The organism is Rathayibacter sp. RFBD1 (genome assembly GCF_002932915.1).
GTDB lineage: Bacteria > Actinomycetota > Actinomycetes > Actinomycetales > Microbacteriaceae > Rathayibacter.
Window position 1 is genome coordinate 16,092 of sequence record NZ_PSWQ01000002.1, and the last position, 21,414, is coordinate 37,505.

Genomic DNA, 21,414 nt, shown 5'->3' on the forward strand with positions numbered 1-21,414 from the left:
GATCCGGCGCGGGCGACGTGGCCTGCGGACCGGAGCGGGATCCCGGCGAGGGGAGCCGCGCGGCTACTGGTTCGAGAACGCGGCGTCGAACGACGCGGTCGGGGTCCTCCAGAGCAGCGAGCGGATGAAGCCGACGGCCTCCTTCGCGCCGTGGAGGCGGTCCATCCCGGCGTCCTCCCACTCGATGGAGATCGGGCCGGAGTAGCCGATCGACTCCAGCGCCCGGAACGCGTCCTCCCACGGGACGTCGCCGTGCCCCGTCGAGACGAAGTCCCAGCCGCGGCGCGGGTCGCCCCAGGGCAGGTGTGAGCCGAGCACGCCGGCGCGGCCGTTCTTCGGGCGCAGGCGGGTGTCCTTGCAGTCGACGTGGTAGATCCGGTCCTTGAAGTCGACGATGAAGCCGATCGGGTCGATGTCCTGCCACATCATGTGCGACGGATCCCAGTTGAAGCCGAAGGCCGGGCGGTGCCCGATCGCCTCGAGGGTGCGCACGCTCGACCAGTAGTCGTAGGCGATCTCGGACGGGTGCACCTCGTGCGCGTAGACCACGCCGTTCGCGTCGAACTCGTCGAGGATCGGGTTCCAGCGCGTCGCGAAGTCCTCGTACCCTTCGTCGATCACGGAGGCCGGCACCGGCGGGAACTGCGCCACGTAGGGCCAGATCTTCGAGCCGGTGAAGCCGACGACCACGTCCACGCCGAGCTTGCGGGCGACCCGCGCCGAGCGCTTCATGTCCTCGGCGGCGCGCTGCCGCACCCCCTCCGCGTCGCCGTCGCCCCAGGTGTAGTCGCGCACGAGTGCCTTGTGGCGGAAGTCGATCGGGTCGTCGCAGACGGCCTGGCCGGTGAGGTGGTTCGAGATGGCGAAGACCTCGAGGCCGTAGCGGTCGAGGATCTCCAGGCGCGAGGCGGCGTAGGCGTCGTCCTCGTCCGCGCGCTTGAGGTCGAGGTGGTCGCCCGAGGCCGCGATCTCGAGTCCGTCGTAGCCCCACTCGGCGGCGAGTCGGGCGACCTCCTCGAAGGGCAGATCGGCCCACTGCCCGGTGAACAGCGTCACGGGGTGGGTGGCGGGGTAGGTCTTCTCGTCGCTCATGCGGCGATCTCCGTCCGGTCGTCGGCGGCGGGCACGGTCACCCAGGCGCCTGTCTCGGCCGCGTCGAGCACGGCCTCGGTGATGCGCGCCGCGCGGAGGCCGTCGGCGAAGGTCGGCAGACCCTCCACGTCGGCGCCCGCCACGGCGGCGTAGGTGTCGCGGGCGAACGCCGTGAAGGCGTCCTGATAGCCCATCGGATGACCGCTCGGCACGATCGAGAGCCGGGCCGCATCGGGCGCGAGGATCGAGGCGTCGCGCGGCACCAGCAGGGCGCTGTCGCGCCGGCCGACCCACAGCGTCTCGGGGAGCTCCTGCTCGAAGCGCAGCGACTCCTCCAGCCCGGACACCTCGAGCACCAGCTCGTTGCGGTGGCCCGCGGTGACCTGCGAGACGAGGAGCGTTCCGACGGCGCCGCCCTCGAGCCGGACGATCAGGCCGGCCACGTCCTCGGTGGTCACCGGGCGGCCGCCGCGCTCGGCGTGGACGGTGCTCGTGATCGCGGCGAGCGAGTCGATCCGGTCGCCGGTGACGAACTCCAGCAGGTCGACCAGGTGCGAGCCGATGTCGCCGAAGGCGCGCGAGCGGCCGCCGGCGGCCGGGTCGACGCGCCAGTTGTCGTCGGAGGCGCCCAGCAGCCAGTCCTGGAGGTAGCTCCCGCGGACCGTGACCAGGCGGCCGGTCTCGCCGGAGGCGACGCGGGCACGGGCCTCGCGCACCATCGGGTGGAAGCGGTAGGCGAACGGGACGGTCGCCACCACGCCGGCGGAGGACGCGGCCGCAGCGAGCGACTCCGCCTCCCGCAGCGTCGCGGCGAGCGGCTTCTCGCACACCACGTGCTTGCCCGCCTCGATCGCCGCGAGCGCGAGTGCGGCGTGCGTGGCGTTCGGGGTGCAGACGTGCACGAGGTCGATGCTCTCGTCCTCGATCAGGGCCCGGGCGTCCGGGTAGGCGCGCTCGACGCCGAGCTCCGCCGCCGCCCGCTCGCCCTTCTCCGGGGTGGAGGAGGCGACTCCGGCGAGCACCGCTCCGGCGCTGCGGGCCGCGCGGCTGTGCACGGCCGCCATGAAGCCGCCGCCGAGCACGCCGACGCGCAGGGGCGCGGGCATCAGGAAAGGGTCGCTTCGGTCGGGTCCCAGCTCTCGGGCAGTGCGGGGCGGGGCGTCGCGGAGCTCGTGACGAGGACCTTCTCGCCGGTCTCGGCGGCCTCGAGGAGCGAGAGCATCACGTCGGTGACGTGGTACGCGAGGTCTCCGGAGGCGGCCTCGGGGCGGTCGGCCCGGATCGCACGGGCGAGCTCGAGCACGCCGGTGCCGCGGGAGGCGGTCGAGCCGGTCGCCGCGATGACCTCCGGCTCGGCGGACCCGCGGCGGTGCAGGGTGATCTCTCCGTCGTGCTGGTTCGGGTCGGGGAGGACGAGGGTGCCCTCGGAGCCGTTGATCTCGACGAAGCCGGTGCGCGGCAGGCTCGACTCGAAGCTCCACACGCCCTGGGCCGAGGCCCCGGACTCGAAGCGGAGCAGCCCGCCGATGTGCGTCGGGATGGTCACCGGGAACTCGGTGCCCTCCTTCGGGCCGGAGCCCACCACGCGGGTGGCGCGGGCCTGGGACGAGACGGCGGTGACGCTCTCGACGGGGCCGAGGTTCTGCACGAGCGTGGTGATGTAGTACGGGCCCATGTCCAGCAGCGGTCCACCGCCCTCGGCGAAGAAGAACTCCGGGTTCGGGTGCCACGACTCGGGGCCGGGGCCCTGGAAGAGGGTGAGGGCCGAGAGCGGCGTGCCGATGGCTCCGCTCTCGATCACGCGCTGCGCCGTCTGGAGGCCCGCGCCCAGGAAGGTGTCGGGAGCGGTCGCGACGCGCAGCCCCTTCTCCTTGGCCAGCGCGAGCAGCTCGATCCCGCTGTCGCGGTCGAGCGAGAAGGGCTTCTCGGTCCACACGTGCTTGCCCGCCTCGACCGCGCGGCGCGCGACCTCGACGTGCGCGGCCGGGATCGTGAGGTTGACGACGATCTCGACGCCCTCGTGCGCGAGGAGCTCCTCGACGGTGCCGGAGGCGGGGACGCCGAAGGCCTCGGCCTGGGTCCTCGCCCGCTCGAGGTCGATGTCGGCGACGAAGAGCACCTCGAGGTCGGGGAAGACGGTGAGGTTGGTCAGGTACTGGGTGCTGATGTTGCCGGCGCCGATGACGCCGACGCCCACGCGGCCGGTGCCGCTCATGCGCCGAGCCCCGAGACGTAGCGGTGGGCCGACTCCAGGCCCTCGAAGATGTCGCCGGCGTAGGCGTCGAACTCCAGCACGGGCAGGGCCTGCGGAGCGGCGGCGAGGATCGCCGGGACGTCCATCGCGCCCTCGCCCGCGGGCAGCTGCTCCTGGGTGTCGGCCGAGATCGGGCCGTCCTTCACGTGCAGGAATCGCACCTGGTCGCCGAGGCGTCCGAGCACCTCGACCGGGTCGTCGCCGCCGACGGCCGCCCAGTAGGTGTCGAGCTCGAGGACCATGCGCGGGTCGAGCAGGCTCGCGAGGTGCTCGAAGGCGCTGCGGCCGTCGACGCGGTTCTCGAACTCGAAGGCGTGGTTGTGGTAGCCGAGCACCAGGCCGCGGGCGGCGGCGGAGTCGACCAGCGCGTTCAGCTCGTCGGCGATGCGGGCGACGTCGTCCGCGGTGGTCCAGCGGGTCGGGTCGACGAAGGGGTCGATCACGGTCTCGACGCCGAGCGAGGCGGCCGTGTCGAGGATCTCGTCGACGGTGGCGTCGCCCTGCGGGCCGAGGAGGCGCGCGTGGGCGCTGGGAGCGCGCAGTCCGCTGGCCGGGAGCGCCGCGCGGTAGGCGTCGGCCAGGTCGACGAACCCGAAGAGCTCGACCGTGGTGAAGCCGATCGCCGCGAGGCGGTCGAGGGTGGCGGGCAGATCGGCCGCGAGCGGCTCGCGCACCGAGTACAGCTGGACAGAGAGGTCTGGGGGTGTGGCCACCGGTGGGGCTCCTGATCGCATCGGAAGGTGTGCCTCGAACCCTACGCGGACTTTTGCTCACGGACAAGCAAAACTAGCCCTGCGCGCCCGCCAAGTCGGGCACCCGCCGCACAGAAGCACGGGCGCTGTGGTTGACTCTGGCCATGTCCCCGCGCCGCCGCATCACCGTCAGCGCGGTCGGCGAGCTGCTGCTCCTGCTGGCCGACGGGGCGCCCCGGACGCGGGCCGACGTGGTCGCCGAGACGGGCCTGCCGCGTGCGGCCGTCTCCGCCCAGCTCGACGTCCTCACCGCCTCCGGCCTGGTCGCCCGGCAGGACGACGCCCCCTCCTCCGGCGGCCGTCCCGCCGCCCGCGTGGCCTTCGACCCCCGGGCGCGCAGCCTCCTCGCCGTCGACCTGGGCGCCGCGCACGCCGTCGTCGCCCTGACCGACCTCGACGGCACGGTCCTCGCCCGCCGCCGCGAGAGCATCGCCATTGCCGACGGCCCCCTCGCCGTCCTCGGCCACGCCCTCGACGTCGCCGCGGCCCTGCTCGGCCGGACTCCGGCGGCCGGCCCGCTCGCGGGAGTCGGCGTCGGCGTCCCCGGACCCGTCGAGCACGCGACGGGCCGCCCGGTGAAGCCGCCGATCATGCCCGGCTGGGACCGCTTCGACATCCCGGAGTTCGTCGGCCGCCGCCTCCCCGTGCCCGTCCTCGTCGACAACGACGTGAACCTGCTGGCGCTCGGCGAGCACGCCGACCACTACGCCGACGTCGACGACCTCCTCTACGTGAAGGTCTCCACCGGCATCGGAGCCGGGATCGTCAGCGGCGGCGCCCTGCAGCGCGGAGCCCTCGGAGCGGCGGGCGACCTGGGCCACGTGCAGGTCCCCGGCGACCGCGGCGAGGCCGACCTCGAGGCGATCGCGAGCGGCTCGGCGATCGCCCGCCGCCTGACCGAGTCCGGGATCGACGCCGCCAGCACCTCCGACGTCGTCACCCTGCTGACCGGCGGGGACCCCACCACCGTCGAGCTCACGCGCGCCGCCGGCCGCGACATCGGCGAGGTGCTCGCCACCTGCGTGAACCTCCTGAACCCGTCCGTCATCGTCGTCGGCGGCAGCATCGCCCAGGCCAGCCACGAGGTCCTCGCCGGGGTCCGCGAGGTCGTCTACCGCCGCTCCCTCCCCCTGGCGACCCGCGCGCTCGACATCGTGCAGGCCGCGGCCCAGGGCGGAGGCGTCCGCGGCGCCGCCCTGATGGTCCGGCGCCACCTCCTCTCCCCCGCGCACGTCGACGCCTTCCTCGACGCCTGAGCCGCCGGCGCGAGCCGTCGCGCCCCGGTGAGACGCCGCGGGTCGGCGTGCCGATTCGACCGAGCGCCGCAGGGGGCAGAGAATGAATCGGTGCCCGACCTGCAGCTCTCCTTCCCCTGGGAGACGCAGCCCGTCTTCACGGACGCCGAGCCCCCGCACCTCCGGAGGGTCGTCGCCGACTCCTCGGACCGCGTCGCCTGGCTCCGCGCCCGCTCGCGCGGCATCACGGCGACCGACGTCGCCCGCCTCTCCTCCCCCGCCGCGATCGGCAGGGCCGCGCTCGACAAGCTCTACGGCACCGGCTTCGGCGGCAACGCCTTCACCGACCACGGCCGCGCCCGCGAGCCCGAGATCGCCGCCTGGGTGCGGAGCGAGCACGCGATCGAGCCCAGCAGCACCCTCTTCCACGCAAGCCAGGAGCGGCGCCACCTCGCCACGCCCGACGGCATCGGCCTCCGCGAGGACGGCCGGCTCGAGCTCTGCGAGATCAAGACCACGACGAAGCCGTGGCGGAGCATCCCGCGCCACTACCTGCGGCAGGTCTTCTGGCAGCAGTACGTCCTCGGCGCCGAGCGCACGCTCGTCGTCTGGGAGCAGCACCGCGACTTCGTGCCGATCGAGGGCGAGCCGAACTCCCGCTGGGTCGACCGCGACGAGGACGAGATCCACATCCTCGTCCGCCTGGCGGGGATGCTGATGGCCGAGCTGCACGAGCGGACGCGCGCCCGGTGACGGTCCTCCTCCTGCACGGCCTGGGCGGCGACCGCTCCCAGCCGCTGGGGCTGCTGCGCTCCGCCCTCCCCGCCGGCAGCGAGGTCATCGCTCCGGACGTCCGCGCCCACGGCGCCTCCGAGCTGCTCGGCGCGCCCGGCGACTTCGCCCTCGAGGCGCTCGCCGACGAGGTGACGGAGGAGGTCGTGCGCGCCGGAGCCGCGCACAAGCCGCTCACGGTGCTCGGCATCTCGATGGGCGCGGCGATCGCCCTGCGCCTCGCCGTCCGACGCGTGCTGCCGATCGACCGCGCCGTCTTCGTGCGTCCCGCCTTCACCGCCGAGCCGCTGCCCGAGAACCTCACCGTGTTCCCCGTCATCGCGCAGCTGCTGCACAACCACGGAGCGAAGCGCGGCGAGCGGATGTTCCGCGCCTCGGGCCTGTTCGCGCGCGCCGCCGAGGTGTCCCCCGCGTCGGCGGAGGCGCTGACGCTGCAGTTCCGCTCCCCGCGCGCGGCCGAGCGCGCCGTCCGTCTCGCCCAGATCCCGCGGAACGCCGCCTACCGCGACTCCGGAGAGCTGGGCGAGGTCATCGCGCGCACCCTGGTGATCGCGGCCGAGCGCGACCCCGTGCATCCGGTCGAGGTCGCGGAGGCGTGGGCTAGGGCTCTTCCGGATGCGGACTGCGAGCGGGTGCCGGCGCGGGACGAGGGCTTCGCCGCTCAGCAGGACCGGATCCGCGGGCACGTCCGCGGCTGGCTCGCTCAGCGCTGAGGTCCTCGAGCGCGAGCACCAGGCCGACGAACGCGAGCCAGAGCACTGCGATCGCCGTCGCCACGAACTCGAGCGTCCCGCCGAGCCGCAGCCACACGCGCAGGAGGGACAGGATCCCGCCCGTCCCGGCGACGACCGCCACCGAGATCCCGGCGGCGAGCGAGAGCCGCGCGACCGCAGGGCGCCCCCGCACGGTCGCCAGCTGGAGCATCGCGGCGCAGGCGGCCCCGAAGCCGAGCACGGCGGCCGAGGTGTGGATGAGGTCCTGCCAGCGGAAGGCCGGCCCGACCGGCAGCGGGCAGCCCGCCGTGCAGGTCACCTGCGAGGCGAGCGCGAAGCAGGCGGCCGCCAGGAGGATCGCGCCCGCCGGGCGGAGGGCGGGGAGCAGGCGGGCGCGCACCGGCCAGGCGCCCGCGGCGATCAGCGCGCCGCCGGCCGCCACGAGCAGAAGAGCGGCCTCGAAGGCGCCCGCCGTCGGCAGGTCCGGCGCGCCCATCTCGCTGACGTAGACCCAGCGGCTGGTGCCGATGCTGATCCGGGCGGCCAGGAGGACCACGAGCCCGGCCAGGACAAGGAGGGCACCGCCGACCAGCAGGGTACGTCGGCGTCGCATCCCCTCATCGTGCCAGACCGGGCGCCCGCGGCTCCGCGCGCCAATCTTCTCCCGAGGGTGACACCCCCGTAACAGCGCCGACTCATTGCCTCGATTGACTGGTCGCGGCGTCGGATGCGGGGATCGGGGGCGACGTCCTCGGCACGCTCCACCCGCACGCCTCAGCGACAGGAAAGGCGACGATGCACACCAGCGCGCTCGGGCACGGCCTCGCGATCGGCGAGATCCCGGAGGAGGTCGTCCTCCCCGACACGATGACGGCGGCGGTGATCGACGCGCCGGGCGACGCCTCCGCCCTGCACCTGGCGACCGTGCCGACCCCCTCCGCCATCAACGCCGAGTTCACCGTGAAGGTGGTCGCGGCCGGCGTGAACCCGCTCGACGCGAAGACGCGCGCGGGGCAGGGGGTCGCCTCGCAGATCGCCTCCTACCCGGCGGTCCTCGGCCACGACTTCTCGGGCGTCGTCGTCTCGAGCCCCTACCCGGCGCATCCGCTGCGGCCGGGCGACGAGGTCTACGGCTTCGTCATGGTGCCGCGCTACTCGGGCTCCTACGCGGAGTACGTCAGCGTGCCGAGCGTCTCCATCGCGCGGAAGCCGTCAACGCTCTCGCACGTGGAGGCGGCCGGCGTCCCGCTCGCGGCGCTCACCGCCTGGGGCATGGTCGTCGAGCTCGCCAAGGCGCACGAGGGCCAGCGGATCCTCATCCACGCCGGGTCGGGCGGAGTCGGCCACTTCGCGGTGCAGTTCGCCGCCTACTTCGGCGCCTCGGTGATCGCGACCGGCTCGACCCGCAACCTGCAGTGGCTGCACGAGCTCGGCGCCGCGCAGGTGATCGACCACACGGCCGAGCGCTTCGACGAGCTGCTGTCCGGCGTCGACGTGGTCATCGATCTGGTCGGCAACGTCCACGACGACACGGGCTCGCGCTCGCTGAGGGTCCTCCGCCCCGGGGGCCTGATCGTGAACGCGCCCACCGGGAGCTGGCCCGGGTTCTTCGAGGAGGCGGCCGCTGCGGGCGTGCGCGCCTCCACCTACCGCGTCGCTCCCGACGGGGCGACCCTCGGCGTGGTCTCGCGCCTTCTCGAGTCGGGCGACGTCCGCGTCTTCATCGACGGCATCTTTCCCCTCGCCCGCGCCTGCGAGGCGCACGAGCAGCTCGAGACGGGCCACACCCGCGGCAAGATCGTCCTCACCGTCTCCGAGGGCTGACCTCGGCGAGAGGCCACTCGGATACGCCACGCGGTGCGCGTCGCGTACCCGGGTGGCGTCTCGCGGGGAGGGTCAGGCGAGAGAGCGCTCGAGGACGAAGTCGTCCTCCCAGCGGTCGCCGACGAGGAAGCGCTTGCGGCCGACGACCGCGAAGCCGTGCTTGGAGTAGAACCGCTGAGCACGCGCATTCTCCTCGTTGACGCCGAGCCAGACGCCCGCGGCACCGTGATCCAGCGCCTCCTCGAGGGTCGCGGCCATCAGCGCGGCCGCCGCACCGGAGCCGTGCCGGCCGGGCAGGAGGTAGAACTTGCTGAGCTCGACGGTCGGACGCAGCCGGATCGCCGCGACGACGTCGGCGTCGGCGGGCTCCCCGCGCACGAGCATCGCGTAGCCGGTCAGCGCGCCGGAGTCGTCGTCGACCAGGAGCGAGCGGAGCGGATCGGCGAGGTGGTCGCGGAAGCGCTCGACCGAGAGCACGGTGCGCACGAACTCGGCCTTCGCCTCCGCGGTGGTGTGCGGCGGGCAGGCCAGCGGGAAGGTCGCGGCGGCCAGCTCGGCCAGGGCCTCGGCATCGGCGGCCGACGCGCGGCGGACGGTCACGGGACGCGCGGCGGAGCGGAGCGGCGGATCACCGGTCCAGTATGCCGGGACGACGAAGGAGGGGGCCCGCCGAAGCGGACCCCCTCCTCACGTCAGTGCGTGCCCGGCTCAGGCCAGGACGTTGACGTCCAGCGGGATGCCGGGGCCGAAGGTCGTCGAGACGGCGGCCTTCTGGATGTAGCGGCCCTTCGAGGAGGACGGCTTGAGGCGGAGGATCTCGTCGAGCGCGGTCTTGAAGTTCTCCTGGAGCTGCTCCTCGGTGAACGCGGCCTTGCCCACGACGAGGTGCACGTTGGCGTGCTTGTCGACGCGGAACTCGATCTTTCCGCCCTTGATCTCGGTCACGGCCTTCGCCACGTCCGGGGTCACGGTGCCGGTCTTCGGGTTGGGCATGAGGCCGCGGGGGCCGAGCACCTTTCCGAGACGGCCGACCTGGCCCATGAGCTCCGGGGTCGAGACGGCGGAGTCGAACGAGGTGTACCCGCCCGCGACCTTCTCGATGAGCTCGGCGCCGCCGACCTCGTCGGCACCGGCGGCCAGCGCGGCCTCGGCGGCCGGACCGGTCGCGAACACGATGACGCGGGCGGTCTTGCCCGTGCCGTGGGGCAGGATGACCGTGCCGCGGACCATCTGGTCGGCCTTGCGGGGGTCGACACCGAGCTTGAGGGCGACCTCGACGGTGCTGTTGAACTTGGCGGAACCGGTCTCGCGGGCGAGCGCGACGGCCTCGTCGGCCGTGTAGAACTTGCCCTCTTCGAGCTTGGCCGCGGCGGCCCGGTAGGCCTTCGACTTCTGTGCCATGTTGTTTCTCCTTGAAACGAGAATGTGGTTCTAGAGCCTGGCGGGCTCTCCCACGGGGGTGATGGAGTTCTGGTGGTGCCGCGATCGCGGCCGTGACTGCTGCTCACGGGAGGCGGAGAGGTCCTGCGGAGGCGTTTCCGGACCGGGCGCGCGACCCCGCTGAGGGGCCGCCGTCGGGTTCTCGAGGCTTCCGCGGTGGGTCCGCGCCGGTGGGCGCGTCGCTCCCGCCGTCGAGCAGCCGTCGCGCTACTCGACCGTGATGCCCATCGAGCGGGCGGTGCCGGCGATGATCTTCGCGGCGGCGTCGATGTCGTTGGCGTTCAGGTCGACCTGCTTCGCCTCGGCGATCTCGCGGACCTGCGCCTGGGTGAGCTTCGCGACCTTCACGGTGTGCGGGGTCGAGGAGCCCTTGGCGACGCCGGCGGCCTTCTTGATGAGCTCCGCCGCGGGCGGGGTCTTCAGCACGAAGGTGAACGAGCGGTCCTCGTAGACGGTGATCTCGACGGGGATGACGTTGCCGCGCTGCGACTCGGTCTGCGCGTTGTACGCCTTGCAGAACTCCATGATGTTGACGCCGTGCTGACCGAGCGCCGGACCGATCGGGGGCGCGGGGTTGGCCGCGCCGGCCTTGATCTGGAGCTTGATCAGGCCGGTGACCTTCTTCTTGGGGGCCATTCTGATTCCTTTTCTCAGGGTTCGAGCGGTCGGGGGCTCCCGGCCGCTCTCCCGCGCATCCGACGGTGCCGGATCGCGGTGGAGGAGGGTCGTCCGGCGCGCACAGAGGCGGGCGCCGACACGAAAACCCGTACGAGCTTACACGAGCGGGGCCACCCCCGACAGGGCGGAGGAGGGGCCGACGCCCGGGTGCGCGTGGGGCGGTGCCGGAGGGAGCGCCGCCCGGAACGGCGAACGCCCCCTCCGACCTGCGGAGGGGGCGTTCATGCGCCGCGGAGGCGACGCGTCAGAGCTTGGTGACCTGGTCGAACGACAGCTCGACCGGGGTCTCGCGCTCGAAGAGCGAGACGAGCACGGTGAGCTTGCCGCTCTCGGGCTTGATCTCGCTGATCGAGCCGGGAAGACCCGCGAACGAGCCCTCCTTGATGGTGATGGTCTCGCCGATCTCGAAGTCGACCTCGGCGGGCAGCACGCGCTGGGCCTGCTTCTGGCCCTTGGCACCGGAGGTCTTCGAGGGGGCGACGTCCTTGATCTCGACGAGGCTCTTCAGCATCGTGAAGGCCTCCTCGAAGCGCAGCGGGGTCGGGTTGTGGGCGTTGCCCACGAAGCCGGTGACGCCCGGGGTGTGGCGGACGACCGACCACGAGTCCTCGTTGAGGTCCATGCGCACCAGCACGTAGCCGGGGATGCGCACGCGGGTGACCATCTTGCGCTGGCCGTTCTTGATCTCGACCACGTCCTCCATCGGGACCTGGACCTCGAAGATGTAGTCCTCGGCCTCGAGCGAGACCTTGCGGTTCTCGATGTTCGACTTCACGCGCTTCTCGAAGCCGGCGTAGGAGTGGATGACGTACCACTTGCCCGGCTTGCCGCGCAGCTCGGTGCGGAAGGCCTCGTACGGGTCGATGTCGGCGAGGTCCTCACCGGCGGACTCGGCGTCCTCGGCGGCGACCTCGGCCTCGTCCTCGACGGCCTCGAGGGCCGCTTCGGCCTCCTCGACGGTGTCGATGTGCGCGGCCTCGTCGACGGCGGAGTCGGCCTCGGGGTCGTCGACGGAGCCGATGGCGTCCAGCGCTGCCTCGAGGTCGGAGGCGAGGTCGTCCTCGGACTCGTTCTCGTCGATGATGCTCAGCGCACCCTGCTCGGCGGGCTCGACGGCGTCCTCAGCCTGCGACTGGACGTCGCCCTCCTGCTCCTCCTCGACCTCCGACGACTGCTCGGCAGCCGTCGCCCAGTCGACGTCGTCGCGGTTTCTGTCAGACACTCGTCACAACTCTCTCTCGATCGATCGGTCGCGCCCCTCGGGGCGCGTCCCGCTGTCGCCGGCACCCTCCGCTCGCGCGGCCCGGATGCTCTCGGGTCAGGCGGCGGGTGTGCCGAACACGTACGTCACGGCCAGGGCGAACACCCAGTCGAGGAAGGACACCAGCGCCATCATGATGACGACGAAGATCAGCACGACCACGACGTAGTTGCCCAGCTCCTTGCGGGTGGGCGTCACGACCTTCTTCAGCTCGGCGATGACCTGCCGGATGAAGAGGGCGATGCGCGCGAACGGGTTGCGCCGCGCGGCTCGCTGCTGATTGGCGATCGCGACGACGTCCTCGCTCGGCTCGTCGACTGCTTTCCCGGCCACCTGCACGCACCTTTCCCGCACCGGAACCTCCGGTGTGGCCGACCGCCCGTCATGGGCGGCCCTGGACCGATGACCGCAGCGTCGCGGGGACCGCGTGCGACGGGCATCGATGTGCAGGGCGGACAGGGCTCGAACCTGCAACCTGCGGTTTTGGAGACCGCTGCTCTACCAATTGAGCCACCGCCCTATGGATGCCGTTGCGAGCATCCGAGGAGGAGACCGACCCGCCGCCCCACCGCCGCGACCCTCGCGGGCGCTGTGGATGAGGGCAGAGATCGACTACCTCGGACGAGTGTACGTGGACCCGCAGGGCGTGTCCAGCCGAGCGGCGGGGGGCCTCGGAGCCCCGTGCGCGCGCAGGATACGCTGGCCGTCGTGTCCTCCACCACGCGCATCTCCGCCCGCATCGCCGCCATCGCCGAGTCCGCCACTCTGAAGGTCGACGCCAAGGCGAAGGCCCTCCAGGCCCAGGGCCGACCGGTCGTGTCCTACGCCGCCGGCGAGCCCGACTTCCTCACTCCCGAGCACATCGTCGAGGCCGCCTCGGCCGCCGTGCTCGACCCGAGGAACTACCGCTACACCCCCGCGGCGGGCCTCCCCGACCTCCGCGCGGCCATCGCGGAGAAGACGGCGCGCGACTCCGGATGGGCCGTCGACCCCTCGCAGGTCGTGGTCACCAACGGCGGCAAGCAGGCCGTCTACCAGGCCTTCCAGACCCTCCTCGACGACGGCGACGAGGTGCTGGTGCCGACCCCGTACTGGACCACCTACCCCGAGGCGATCAAGCTCGCCGGCGGCGTGCAGGTGGACGTGTTCGCGGGCGCCGACCAGGGCTACCTGGTCACGGTCGAGCAGCTGGAGGCCGCGCGCACCGAGCGCACCAAGGTGCTCCTGTTCGTCTCCCCCTCCAACCCCACCGGCGCCGTCTACTCGGCCGAGCAGACCCGCGAGATCGGCGAGTGGGCCGAGGAGCACGGCCTCTGGATCATCGCCGATGAGATCTACCAGAACCTCGTCTACTCCACCGGCGACCAGGACGACGCGAGCCCGCTCGAGCACGCGACCTCGATCGTCGAGGCGGTGCCGGCCCTGCGCGACCGGACGATCCTCGTCAACGGCGTCGCGAAGACCTACGCGATGACCGGCTGGCGCGTCGGATGGATGGTCGGCCCGGCCGACGCGATCAAGGGCGCCTCGAACCTGCAGTCGCACCTCTCGAGCAACGTCTCGAACATCTCGCAGCGCGCCGCGATCGCCGCCCTCACCGGCCCGCAGGAGCCGGCCGAGGAGATGCGCCTGGCCTTCGACCGCCGCCGCCGCACCATCGTCGCCGAGCTGAACGCGATCGACGGGATCGAGTGCCCCACCCCCGGCGGCGCGTTCTACGTCTACCCCGACGTGAACGGGCTCCTGAACCGCGAGTGGAACGGCACCACCCCGACGACCTCCCTCGAGCTCGCCGACCTCATCCTCGAGCAGGCCGAGGTCGCCACCGTCCCCGGCGAGGCCTTCGGACCGAGCGGCTACCTCCGCCTGTCCTACGCCCTCGGCGACGACGCGCTCCTCGAGGGCGTGCGCCGCTTGCAGCAGCTCTTCGGCACCGTCTAGCCCCTCTCCTCCTGCGTCGTCGATCGGCCGCGGCCGGCTCGACGACGAGGTGCGTCGCAGAGAGCGGGATGCGCAGCGCGGACGACGATCCGCCGACACGCGGATCGCCGGTCGCCGCTCGACCGTGCCTCACGGTGACCGGCGGGTACTGCGACGGGCCTGTCCGACAGGTGAGGGCTGCCTGGCATCTCGGGGCGGGGAGGGCAAGAGGGAGGCGGAAATCGGGGATCACTGTCGCCGGAGGGGTGCGACAGGGCACGCTGTGACGATGAGCGAAGACCACGCCGTCCGAGTCCGCGACCTGCGGAAGGACTACGGGGGCGCTCCGGCGGTCGCGGGAGTCTCCTTCGACATCCACCGGGGCGAGACCTTCGCGCTCCTCGGCCCGAACGGCGCCGGGAAGTCGACGACCATCGAGATCCTCGAGGGCTACCGCGACCGCTCCGGCGGCGAGGTGTCGGTGCTCGGGGTCGACCCGCGCCACGGCGACCTGGCGTGGAAGGCGCGTCTGGGGATCGTCCTGCAGTCCAGCGGCGAGTCCGGCAACGCGACGGTGCGCGAGCAGATCGCGCACTTCGCCAGCCTCTATCCGCGACCGCGCGACGTCGACGAGACCATCGAGGCCGTCGGGCTGACGTCCAAGGCCCGCTCGCGCATCGGGCGCCTCTCCGGCGGACAGCGCCGCCGTGTCGACGTCGCCCTCGGCATCATCGGCCGTCCCGAGCTGGTGTTCCTCGACGAGCCCACCACGGGATTCGACCCCGAGGCCCGCCACTCCTTCTGGGACCTGATCGCTCTGCTCAAGAGCGAGGGCACGACCATCCTGCTCACCACCCACTACCTCGACGAGGCCGCCCGCCTCGGCGACCGCGCCGCCGTGATCTCCGGCGGGCGGCTCCTGGCCATCGGCCCGATGAGCGCGATCGGAGGGGACGAGGCGCGCGTCCCGATCGTGCAGTGGCGCGAGGACGGCGTGCTGCACCGGCTGCGCACCACCGAGCCCGCCCGGACCGTCGCCGAGCTGCACTCCCGGATCGGTGAGCCGACGGCCCTCGAGGTCGTCCGCCCCAGCCTCGAGGACATCTACCTCGACCTCATCCGCGAGGACCGCGACGCGGTCGACCTGATCGGAGAGCCCGCGTGACCGCCGTCGCCACCCGCCCCCGCACCCTCTCCACCGGCCCGGGACGCACCGTCCGCCTCGGACTCGCCCGGGCCCGCTACGAGATCCGCTCGTACTTCCGCGCTCCGGACCAGGTGTTCTTCACCTTCCTCTTCCCGGTGCTGCTCCTGACGATCTTCTCGGTCGCGTTCGGCGACACCGCGGTGATGCAGGCGAACCCGCAGGACCCGGGCATCCCGATGGCGGAGTACTACGTGCCGGGCCTGGCCGCGGCCGGGATCCTGCTCTCGGGCGTCCAGAACCTGGGCGTCGACATCGCGGTCGAGCGCGGCGACGGCACGCTCAAGCGCCTCGCGGGAGCACCGCTCCCGGTCTTCAGCTACTTCATCGGCAAGTTCGGCCAGGTGCTCGTGACGAGCCTCGCGCAGACGGCCCTGCTGCTCCTCGTCGCGGCGACGGTGTTCTCGGTCGAGCTGCCCACCGACAGCGGGCGCTGGGCGACCTTCGCCTGGGTCTACCTGGCAGGAGTCGCGACGTCGGCCATCCTCGGCATCGCCGTCTCCGCGCTGCCCCGCTCGGGCAAGAGCGCGACCGCCGTGATCGTGCCGCCGCTGCTCGTGCTGCAGTTCATCTCGGGGTCGTACCTGTCGTTCACGACGCTGCCGGACTGGCTGCAGAACACGGCGAGCGTCTTCCCGCTCAAGTGGATCGCGCAGGGCATGCGCGCCGTGTTCCTGCCGAGCGGATTCGAGGAGGCGGAGGTGAACGGGTCGTGGGACCTCGGCGGCGTCGCGCTGGTGCTCGGGATCTGGCTCGTCGTGGGGCTCGTCGCCTGCCGCTTCGGCTTCCGCTGGATCCGCCGCGACAGCTGAGCCGGAGGAGGCCGCGGCCGGAGGGCGCGCGTCCCCGGGAGCGCGGCGCCTGCGGGCGCAGACCGCGCGGACTCAGACCGCGGCGCCGACCACGACGGGCTCGGGGTGCAGCAGCACGCCGAACTCCGCCAGGACGCGGCCCTGGACGTACCGGGCGAGCTCGGCGACCTGCTCGGCCGTCGCTCCTCCGCGGTTGGTCAGGGCGAGGGTGTGCTTGCTCGACACAGCGGCCCGCGAGCCGGGCAGGGCGAAACCGCGCGAGACGCCGGCGTGCTCGATCAGCCACGCGGCGCTGAGCTTCACCAGGCCGTCGGCGCGGGGAGGCACGGGCAGCCCGACGGGCGCTCCTGCCTCGACCGCGGCGAGCGGAGTGATGACGGGCGCCTCCGCCGTCGGCTCGACCGGCCAGCGCGGCGCCTCGGGCGGCAGGGAATCGGCGAACGCGCTCGTGACGAGGGGGTTGGTGAAGAAGGAGCCGGCGCTCGCGGTGTCCGGGTCCTCCGGATCGAGGACCATGCCCTTGCCCGCACGCAGCGCCAGCACGGTCTCGCGCACCCGCGCGAGCGGCACGCGGTCGCCGAGCGCGACTCCGAGCGCCGACGCCAGCTGACCGTAGGCGACGGGAGTGCCGTCGCCCTCGGCGCCGACCTCCTCGAGCGCGAACTCGACGGCCAGCACCGCGCCCCGGCGGCCCTGCTTGATCACGGAGGTGCGGTAGGCGAACTGCAGCTCCTCCGCCGTCAGCCGGACGGGCTCGCGGGCGCCCTCGTCGAGGAAGTCGACCGCGACCAGCGTGTCCGAGAGCTCCTGGCCGTAGGCGCCGATGTTCTGCACGGGCGACGCACCGACCGTGCCGGGGATGCCGCTGAGGGCCTCGAGGCCCGCCCAGCCGCGCTCCACCGTCGTCGCGACGAGGCCGTCCCACGACTCGCCCGCCTGCACCCGCAGGAGCACGCGCCCCGGCTCGTCGGAGGGGAGCCGCTCGACGCCGGTGGTGCACACGCGCACGACCGTGCCCTCGACCCCGTCGTCGCCCACGAGGAGGTTGGAGCCCCCGCCGAGCAGCAGCCACGGCTCGTCGTCCGACCACAGGCCGACGAGCGTCTCGACCAGCTCCGCCTCGGTGGCGGGCTCGACGAGGCGCTCGGCGGGTCCGCCGACGCGGAGGGTGGTCAGGGCGGAGAGCAGCGGCGCGGAGCTCACGCGAGTCGGACCCGCGCCTGGGCCTTGCCGAGGACGGACTGGCCCTCGACCGAGACGGCGAGATCGACGCGGACCCAGCCCTCCTCGGCGCTCACAGCACCGATCCTGGCGACCACGTCGATCGCGGCGCCGTCGCGCGGGTCCACCACGACGGGGCGGGTGAAGCGCACCTGGTAGTCGACCACGCGTCCGGGGTCCCCGACCCAGTCGACGACGACCTGCACCGCGGTGCCCATCGTGAGCATGCCGTGCGCGAGCACGCCGGGCAGGCCGACCTCGGCGGCGACGTCGTCGCGGTAGTGGATGGGGTTGAAGTCGCCCGAGGCGCCCGCGTAGCGCACCAGGGTGCCGCGGTCGATCGGGAAGCGGCTCTCGGCGACGACCTGGCCGACGCTCAGCTCGGCGAGAGCGGGCAGTGCGGTGCTCATTCGTCTCCCCTGACCACGAGGGTCGAGATCGCGGTGACGACGTGCTCGCCGCTCGCGTCGACCATGCGGGACTCGGTGGTGACCATCGAGTGGGCGCCGAGCTTCTTGATGGCGGCGACCGAGAGGGTCGCGGTCAGCTCGTCGCCGGCCACGACCGGACGGGACAGCACGAAGCGCTGGTCTCCGTGCACGACGCGGCTGAAGTCGATCCCGCCGTCGGGCTCGGCGAGCAGCTGCTGGAGCGTGAACTCCTGCACGACGACGGCGAAGGTGGGCGGAGCGACGAGGTCGGGGTGCCCGGCGGCGCGGGCGGCCTCGACGTCGTGGTGCAGGGGGGAGGTCGCGGAGACGGCGCGGGCGAACTCGCGCACCTTCTCGCGCCCCACCTGATAGGGCTCCGTGGGCGCGAAGACGCGCCCGACGAGTTCGGGGTTCACTGGCACCCGGCCATACTAGGCGCTGCCGTCGCGGGGCCCTCGGGGCTCCGGAGGCGCCGCCTGTGGTCACCCGGGTATGACCACCGGGAATTTCCCATCCGTGTATGGCTGACCCGCGGCCGAACTTCTCCGAAGCTGGCGGGCATGTCGACACCCACTCCCGAGCGCGACTGGGCGACCTACGCCCGCGAGCTCGGCACCAACATGCACCGGGCCCGCATCGCCAAGGGCGCCAGCCAGGAGCGGATCGCCCACGCGGCCGGGCTCGCGGGCTACACCTACCAGAAGTTCGAGAAGGGCGAGTCGAAGCCCGGCTCGCCCGCGAACCCCACGCTGCACACCCTCCTCGCGCTCTGCGAGGCGCTCGAGATCGAGCTGACGGACCTCCTGCCGCCCGACCCGCCGCGCACCTCACGCGGCGCCGAGTAGCCGGAGCACCGCGCCGGCCAGCCGCGACCCCGAGCTGAGATCGAGGTCGACCTCGCCGAGCCCGTCGGCCTCCAGGCGGAGCCTGTCCTCCCCCGACTCCCCCGGGCGGCACAGGGAGACGTGCACCGTCGCGCCCGCGGCCCCGTCTCCACCCGCCCAGAGCACCACCGGGAGCGAGCTCGCCGCGGAGCGGTGCAGCCGCTCCCCCGCCGCGACCAGCTCGTCGTGCTCGCCCGCGCACCAGCGCGGGCACCCCTCGTCGTTCCTGCCGTCCATCCGCTCCTCCACGTTCCGCACCCCTCGGTCGAGGAGACCAGCCCACCAGGCGGTACCGACACCGAGGGCCCGCCGCGCCCCGATCCCGACCGGGGTGTGGACAGGAGACGGTCGTCCGCCCGTTGTGGAGGAGCGAGGACCAGGGTCCCATACGCAGGTGGTGCCGCCAGGGGTCCGGCACGAAGCACCGGCGCGGTGTCAGCGGTGGACGATCAGCCAGGTCGCGATCGCCGTGGTCGAGCCCGTGTTGACCATGCGGTGCGGCCGCTCGCACGGGAACGTGATGGCGTCGCCCGGCCCGAGGACGACCGACTCGTCCTCGAACTCGACCGTCAGCTCTCCGAGCGTCACCGTCCCCATCTCGAACCCGTCGTGGCGGAGCAGCTGCCGGTGCGCCGTCGAGGTCGAGCCCGGCGGGTAGGTCGACTCGAAGAAGTCGACGGCGTCCAGCGGACGCGGCGCCAGACGGCGGAACAGCACTCCGCCCTCGAGCGCCACGGGCGCCGACTCGCGCGCCCGGACGACCGCGGTCTCGACCGGCGCCGACGCGCCCTGGTCGAACACGGCGGACAGCGGGACCCCCAGCGCGTCCACGAGGGCGATCAGCCGGCCGACCGAGGGCTGCATGGCTCCGCGCTCGATCTGCGAGACGGCGCTCACGGAGATGCCGAGTCGCCCGGCGAGTGCCTTCAGCGACAGGCCCGCCGAGAGCCGCAGCTCCCGCAGCCGGGCGCCGAGTCCGGCCCCGTCCGCGATCGCCCGGGCGGCCGCCTCGTCGGGCGCGGTGTCGTCGGAGGGCATGGCCCGTCCCCTCTCGCGGATCGTCACACAGCCGTAACGGAGCCGAAACGAGCGGCGGCCTCCCGACTCGTAGCGTGGCCCGCGTGAAGTGATCACTTCACTCGGAACGCTCTCCGCGACGCCCCGCCTCCTCGGCCGGACGTCCCGACCACCCTGACACATCCGCTCCGTGCCGCTCTGCGCACGACCGCCCGAGAGGTGGATCCACCCATGTCCGACCGCGTCACCGCACCCCGAGTCACCGCTCCCCCCGTCGATCCGGATCCCGCCGCCGCGGCGAGCGCCGGCTACGACGACCGCCTCTCCAACGAGGACCTCGCCCCGCTCCGGAAGCAGCGCTGGTCGAGCTACAACATCTTCGCGTTCTGGATGTCGGACGTGCACAGCGTCGGCGGGTACGTGACCGCGGGCTCGCTCTTCGCGCTGGGCCTGGCCGGCTGGCAGGTGCTCGTCGCCCTCGTGGTGGGCATCGTGATCGTGCAGGTCTTCTGCAACCTCGTCGCCAAGCCCAGCCAGGTCACCGGCGTGCCCTACCCCGTCATCAACCGCGCGATCTTCGGCATCCGCGGCGCGAACATCCCGGCGATCATCCGCGGACTGATCGCGATCGCCTGGTACGGCGTGCAGACCTACCTGGCGGCGCAGTCGCTGAACATCGTCTTCCTCAAGTTCTTCCCGGGCATGGCCGCCCTGAACACGCCCGAGGCGTCGTTCCTCGGCCTCTCGGCCCTGGGCTACCTCTCCTACGCGATCCTCTGGGTCGCGCAGGCCGCGCTGTTCTGGCGGGGCATGGAGTCGATCCGCCGCTTCATCGACTGGGCGGGACCGGCGGTCTACGTGGTGATGCTCGTGCTGGCCGTCTACCTGGTGTCGCAGGCGGGCTGGGAGAACATCTCGCTCACCCTCGGCTCCGGCGAGCCGCTCGACCTCGCCGCCGCGGTGCCGGTGATGATCTCGGCCGTCGCCCTGGTCGTCTCCTACTTCTCGGGCCCGATGCTCAACTTCGGCGACTTCTCCCGGTACGCCCGCAGCTACGGCGCCGTGAAGCGCGGCAATCTGCTCGGCCTCCCGATCAACTTCCTCTTCTTCTCCCTCCTCACCGTGATCACCGCGTCGGCGACCGTGCCGGTCTTCGGCGAGCTGATCACCGACCCGATCGAGACCGTCGAGCGGATCGACACCTGGTTCGCCGTGCTCCTCGGCGGGCTCACCTTCGTCATCGCGACGATCGGCATCAACATCGTCGCCAACTTCATCTCCCCCGCGTTCGACTTCTCGAACGTCAACCCGAAGAAGATCAGCTGGCGGATGGGCGGCATGATCGCCGCCGTCGGCTCGGTGCTGCTCACCCCGTGGAACTGGTACTCGAACGACACCGCCATCCACTACACGCTCGGCATCCTCGGCGCGCTGATCGGACCGCTGTTCGGCGTCCTCATCGCGGGTTACTACCTGATCAGCCGCCAGCGCGTCTGGGTGGACGACCTCTACACGATGAGCGAGAAGGGCCGCTACTGGTTCTCGCGCGGCTTCAACCCCAACGCCGTCTGGGCGACCGTGATCGGCGGAGTCCCCTCCGTCGCCTCGGTGCTCGTGCCGCGCTGGATCGCGGAGGCGGGAGGCGCGGAGTTCACCTGGCTCGGCGACTACAGCTGGTTCCTCGGCTGCGGGCTCGGATTCGTCGCGATGGCCGTGCTCGAGCGGCGCGCGCCGCGGATCGGGCGCCTCGACGAGGACCTCGAGCACGTCAGCGACGGCTCGACCGTCTGATCCGGCCGGCACGGAGGAGGGATCCGCTCCGGCTGCTCCGGATCCCGCGGACCGGCCGTCGGGCGGGTCCCTCCCCCTCCCGGCACCCGAACC

Annotated in this window: 24 protein-coding genes and 1 tRNA gene; 9 read left to right on the plus strand and 16 right to left on the minus strand. The window is 72.6% G+C overall.

Going from position 1 to position 21,414, the window contains the following annotated elements; all coding sequences use genetic code 11:
• Nucleotides 1-63: 63 nt before the first annotated feature.
• From C5D50_RS00170 to C5D50_RS00185, 4 genes are read right to left on the minus strand one after another with little or no spacing between them, the layout of a single operon-like run.
• Entirely contained in the window at nt 64-1,092 is a 1,029-nt protein-coding gene (locus C5D50_RS00170; protein WP_181137254.1) for a sugar phosphate isomerase/epimerase, read from the minus strand.
• Nucleotides 1,089-2,198, minus strand: coding sequence for a Gfo/Idh/MocA family protein (locus C5D50_RS00175; RefSeq protein WP_104282410.1), 1,110 nt, complete (start codon nt 2,196-2,198; stop codon nt 1,089-1,091). Before C5D50_RS00175 ends, C5D50_RS00170 begins: the two co-directional genes overlap by 4 nt.
• Entirely contained in the window at nt 2,198-3,307 is a 1,110-nt protein-coding gene (locus tag C5D50_RS00180; protein WP_104282411.1) for a Gfo/Idh/MocA family protein, read from the minus strand. Before C5D50_RS00180 ends, C5D50_RS00175 begins: the two co-directional genes overlap by 1 nt.
• Nucleotides 3,304-4,059: a sugar phosphate isomerase/epimerase gene (locus tag C5D50_RS00185; protein WP_244230510.1), complete on the minus strand. Its 756-nt coding sequence runs from the start codon at nt 4,057-4,059 to the stop codon at nt 3,304-3,306. Before C5D50_RS00185 ends, C5D50_RS00180 begins: the two co-directional genes overlap by 4 nt.
• Before the next feature lie 143 nt (nt 4,060-4,202).
• On the opposite strand from C5D50_RS00185, the gene C5D50_RS00190 reads away from it, so the two are divergent.
• The 3 genes from C5D50_RS00190 (at nt 4,203) to C5D50_RS00200 (ending at nt 6,838) form a co-directional block, all read left to right on the plus strand.
• Entirely contained in the window at nt 4,203-5,354 is a 1,152-nt protein-coding gene (locus C5D50_RS00190) for an ROK family transcriptional regulator (protein ID WP_104223637.1), read from the plus strand.
• Between the two features lie 99 nt (nt 5,355-5,453).
• Nucleotides 5,454-6,086, plus strand: coding sequence for a YqaJ viral recombinase family protein (locus C5D50_RS00195; protein ID WP_104238303.1), 633 nt, complete (start codon nt 5,454-5,456; stop codon nt 6,084-6,086).
• A complete protein-coding gene (locus C5D50_RS00200) occupies nt 6,083-6,838 on the plus strand; it encodes an alpha/beta fold hydrolase (RefSeq protein WP_181137255.1) in 756 nt (251 codons plus the stop codon). Before C5D50_RS00195 ends, C5D50_RS00200 begins: the two co-directional genes overlap by 4 nt.
• Here C5D50_RS00200 and C5D50_RS00205 read toward each other — a convergent pair.
• The gene (locus C5D50_RS00205; protein WP_104282412.1) at nt 6,726-7,451 is read right to left on the minus strand and encodes a DUF998 domain-containing protein; all 726 of its coding nucleotides are present in this window, start codon (nt 7,449-7,451) and stop codon (nt 6,726-6,728) included. The genes C5D50_RS00200 and C5D50_RS00205 overlap by 113 nt on opposite strands.
• A gap of 182 nt (nt 7,452-7,633) precedes the next feature.
• Here C5D50_RS00205 and C5D50_RS00210 point away from each other — a divergent pair, with 182 nt between their 5' ends.
• Entirely contained in the window at nt 7,634-8,662 is a 1,029-nt protein-coding gene (locus C5D50_RS00210) for an NADP-dependent oxidoreductase (RefSeq protein ID WP_374952914.1), read from the plus strand.
• A 72-nt stretch (nt 8,663-8,734) separates the two neighbouring features.
• On the opposite strand, the gene C5D50_RS00215 is transcribed toward C5D50_RS00210, so the two are convergent.
• The 6 genes from C5D50_RS00215 to C5D50_RS00240 all read right to left on the minus strand — a co-directional run bounded on the left by C5D50_RS00215 (nt 8,735) and on the right by C5D50_RS00240 (nt 12,561).
• A complete protein-coding gene (locus tag C5D50_RS00215) occupies nt 8,735-9,262 on the minus strand; it encodes a GNAT family N-acetyltransferase (RefSeq protein ID WP_104249802.1) in 528 nt (175 codons plus the stop codon).
• 108 nt (nt 9,263-9,370) lie between these two features.
• Nucleotides 9,371-10,063 carry a 50S ribosomal protein L1 gene (rplA, locus tag C5D50_RS00220; RefSeq protein ID WP_104223633.1) on the minus strand — a complete coding sequence of 231 codons (693 nt, stop codon included), beginning with the start codon at nt 10,061-10,063 and terminating at the stop codon, nt 9,371-9,373.
• Nucleotides 10,064-10,309: 246 nt separating this feature from the next.
• Entirely contained in the window at nt 10,310-10,738 is a 429-nt protein-coding gene (gene rplK / locus C5D50_RS00225) for a 50S ribosomal protein L11 (protein ID WP_104223632.1), read from the minus strand.
• Nucleotides 10,739-11,024: 286 nt separating this feature from the next.
• Nucleotides 11,025-12,002 carry a transcription termination/antitermination protein NusG gene (gene nusG / locus C5D50_RS00230; protein WP_104223631.1) on the minus strand — a complete coding sequence of 326 codons (978 nt, stop codon included), beginning with the start codon at nt 12,000-12,002 and terminating at the stop codon, nt 11,025-11,027.
• A gap of 96 nt (nt 12,003-12,098) precedes the next feature.
• Nucleotides 12,099-12,374, minus strand: coding sequence for a preprotein translocase subunit SecE (gene secE / locus C5D50_RS00235; protein WP_068208793.1), 276 nt, complete (start codon nt 12,372-12,374; stop codon nt 12,099-12,101).
• 114 nt (nt 12,375-12,488) lie between these two features.
• Nucleotides 12,489-12,561 (minus strand) — tRNA-Trp (locus tag C5D50_RS00240).
• A 179-nt stretch (nt 12,562-12,740) separates the two neighbouring features.
• Here C5D50_RS00240 and C5D50_RS00245 point away from each other — a divergent pair.
• The 3 genes from C5D50_RS00245 (at nt 12,741) to C5D50_RS00255 (ending at nt 15,977) form a co-directional block, all read left to right on the plus strand.
• Nucleotides 12,741-13,982 (plus strand): pyridoxal phosphate-dependent aminotransferase, encoded by a 1,242-nt coding sequence (locus C5D50_RS00245; protein ID WP_374953347.1) that lies wholly within the window; start codon nt 12,741-12,743, stop codon nt 13,980-13,982.
• Nucleotides 13,983-14,250: 268 nt separating this feature from the next.
• Nucleotides 14,251-15,126, plus strand: coding sequence for an ABC transporter ATP-binding protein (locus tag C5D50_RS00250; protein ID WP_104254889.1), 876 nt, complete (start codon nt 14,251-14,253; stop codon nt 15,124-15,126).
• The gene (locus C5D50_RS00255) at nt 15,123-15,977 is read left to right on the plus strand and encodes an ABC transporter permease (RefSeq protein ID WP_104223629.1); all 855 of its coding nucleotides are present in this window, start codon (nt 15,123-15,125) and stop codon (nt 15,975-15,977) included. The genes C5D50_RS00250 and C5D50_RS00255 overlap by 4 nt, the downstream gene beginning before the upstream one ends.
• Nucleotides 15,978-16,049: 72 nt before the next feature.
• Here the strand turns inward: C5D50_RS00255 and C5D50_RS00260 are convergent, their stop codons facing one another.
• The 3 genes from C5D50_RS00260 to C5D50_RS00270 are packed head-to-tail and all read right to left on the minus strand — an operon-like array spanning nt 16,050 to nt 18,051.
• On the minus strand, nt 16,050-17,180 hold the full coding sequence (locus tag C5D50_RS00260) for a UDP-N-acetylmuramate dehydrogenase (protein ID WP_104282413.1): 1,131 nt from the start codon (nt 17,178-17,180) through the stop codon (nt 16,050-16,052).
• Complete coding sequence (locus tag C5D50_RS00265; RefSeq protein WP_104282414.1) at nt 17,177-17,608, minus strand: MaoC/PaaZ C-terminal domain-containing protein; 432 nt, start codon at nt 17,606-17,608, stop codon at nt 17,177-17,179. Before C5D50_RS00265 ends, C5D50_RS00260 begins: the two co-directional genes overlap by 4 nt.
• Complete coding sequence (locus C5D50_RS00270) at nt 17,605-18,051, minus strand: MaoC family dehydratase N-terminal domain-containing protein (protein ID WP_104227045.1); 447 nt, start codon at nt 18,049-18,051, stop codon at nt 17,605-17,607. Before C5D50_RS00270 ends, C5D50_RS00265 begins: the two co-directional genes overlap by 4 nt.
• A 138-nt stretch (nt 18,052-18,189) precedes the next feature.
• On the opposite strand from C5D50_RS00270, the gene C5D50_RS00275 reads away from it, so the two are divergent.
• Nucleotides 18,190-18,474, plus strand: coding sequence for a helix-turn-helix domain-containing protein (locus C5D50_RS00275; RefSeq protein WP_104223625.1), 285 nt, complete (start codon nt 18,190-18,192; stop codon nt 18,472-18,474).
• Here C5D50_RS00275 and C5D50_RS00280 read toward each other — a convergent pair.
• Nucleotides 18,457-18,750, minus strand: coding sequence for a DUF6907 domain-containing protein (locus C5D50_RS00280; RefSeq protein WP_104238285.1), 294 nt, complete (start codon nt 18,748-18,750; stop codon nt 18,457-18,459). The two genes, C5D50_RS00275 and C5D50_RS00280, sit on opposite strands and share 18 nt — an antisense overlap.
• A 198-nt stretch (nt 18,751-18,948) precedes the next feature.
• On the minus strand, nt 18,949-19,551 hold the full coding sequence (locus C5D50_RS00285; RefSeq protein WP_104227043.1) for a helix-turn-helix domain-containing protein: 603 nt from the start codon (nt 19,549-19,551) through the stop codon (nt 18,949-18,951).
• A 210-nt stretch (nt 19,552-19,761) separates the two neighbouring features.
• Here C5D50_RS00285 and C5D50_RS00290 point away from each other — a divergent pair, with 210 nt between their 5' ends.
• Nucleotides 19,762-21,321: an NCS1 family nucleobase:cation symporter-1 gene (locus tag C5D50_RS00290; RefSeq protein ID WP_104227042.1), complete on the plus strand. Its 1,560-nt coding sequence runs from the start codon at nt 19,762-19,764 to the stop codon at nt 21,319-21,321.
• Nucleotides 21,322-21,414: the final 93 nt, after the last annotated feature.

Coding starts and splice junctions, on each gene's coding strand:
- C5D50_RS00170 (WP_181137254.1), bottom strand. CDS start 1,092: ATGAGCGACGAGAAGACCTACCCCGCCACCCACCCCGTGACGCTGTTC.
- C5D50_RS00175 (WP_104282410.1), bottom strand. CDS start 2,198: ATGCCCGCGCCCCTGCGCGTCGGCGTGCTCGGCGGCGGCTTCATGGCG.
- C5D50_RS00180 (WP_104282411.1), bottom strand. CDS start 3,307: ATGAGCGGCACCGGCCGCGTGGGCGTCGGCGTCATCGGCGCCGGCAAC.
- C5D50_RS00190 (WP_104223637.1), top strand. CDS start 4,203: ATGTCCCCGCGCCGCCGCATCACCGTCAGCGCGGTCGGCGAGCTGCTG.
- C5D50_RS00205 (WP_104282412.1), bottom strand. CDS start 7,451: ATGCGACGCCGACGTACCCTGCTGGTCGGCGGTGCCCTCCTTGTCCTG.
- C5D50_RS00210 (WP_374952914.1), top strand. CDS start 7,634: ATGCACACCAGCGCGCTCGGGCACGGCCTCGCGATCGGCGAGATCCCG.
- rplA (WP_104223633.1), bottom strand. CDS start 10,063: ATGGCACAGAAGTCGAAGGCCTACCGGGCCGCCGCGGCCAAGCTCGAA.
- rplK (WP_104223632.1), bottom strand. CDS start 10,738: ATGGCCCCCAAGAAGAAGGTCACCGGCCTGATCAAGCTCCAGATCAAG.
- C5D50_RS00250 (WP_104254889.1), top strand. CDS start 14,251: ATGAGCGAAGACCACGCCGTCCGAGTCCGCGACCTGCGGAAGGACTAC.
- C5D50_RS00265 (WP_104282414.1), bottom strand. CDS start 17,608: ATGAGCACCGCACTGCCCGCTCTCGCCGAGCTGAGCGTCGGCCAGGTC.
- C5D50_RS00275 (WP_104223625.1), top strand. CDS start 18,190: ATGTCGACACCCACTCCCGAGCGCGACTGGGCGACCTACGCCCGCGAG.
- C5D50_RS00280 (WP_104238285.1), bottom strand. CDS start 18,750: ATGGACGGCAGGAACGACGAGGGGTGCCCGCGCTGGTGCGCGGGCGAG.
- C5D50_RS00285 (WP_104227043.1), bottom strand. CDS start 19,551: ATGCCCTCCGACGACACCGCGCCCGACGAGGCGGCCGCCCGGGCGATC.
- C5D50_RS00290 (WP_104227042.1), top strand. CDS start 19,762: ATGTCCGACCGCGTCACCGCACCCCGAGTCACCGCTCCCCCCGTCGAT.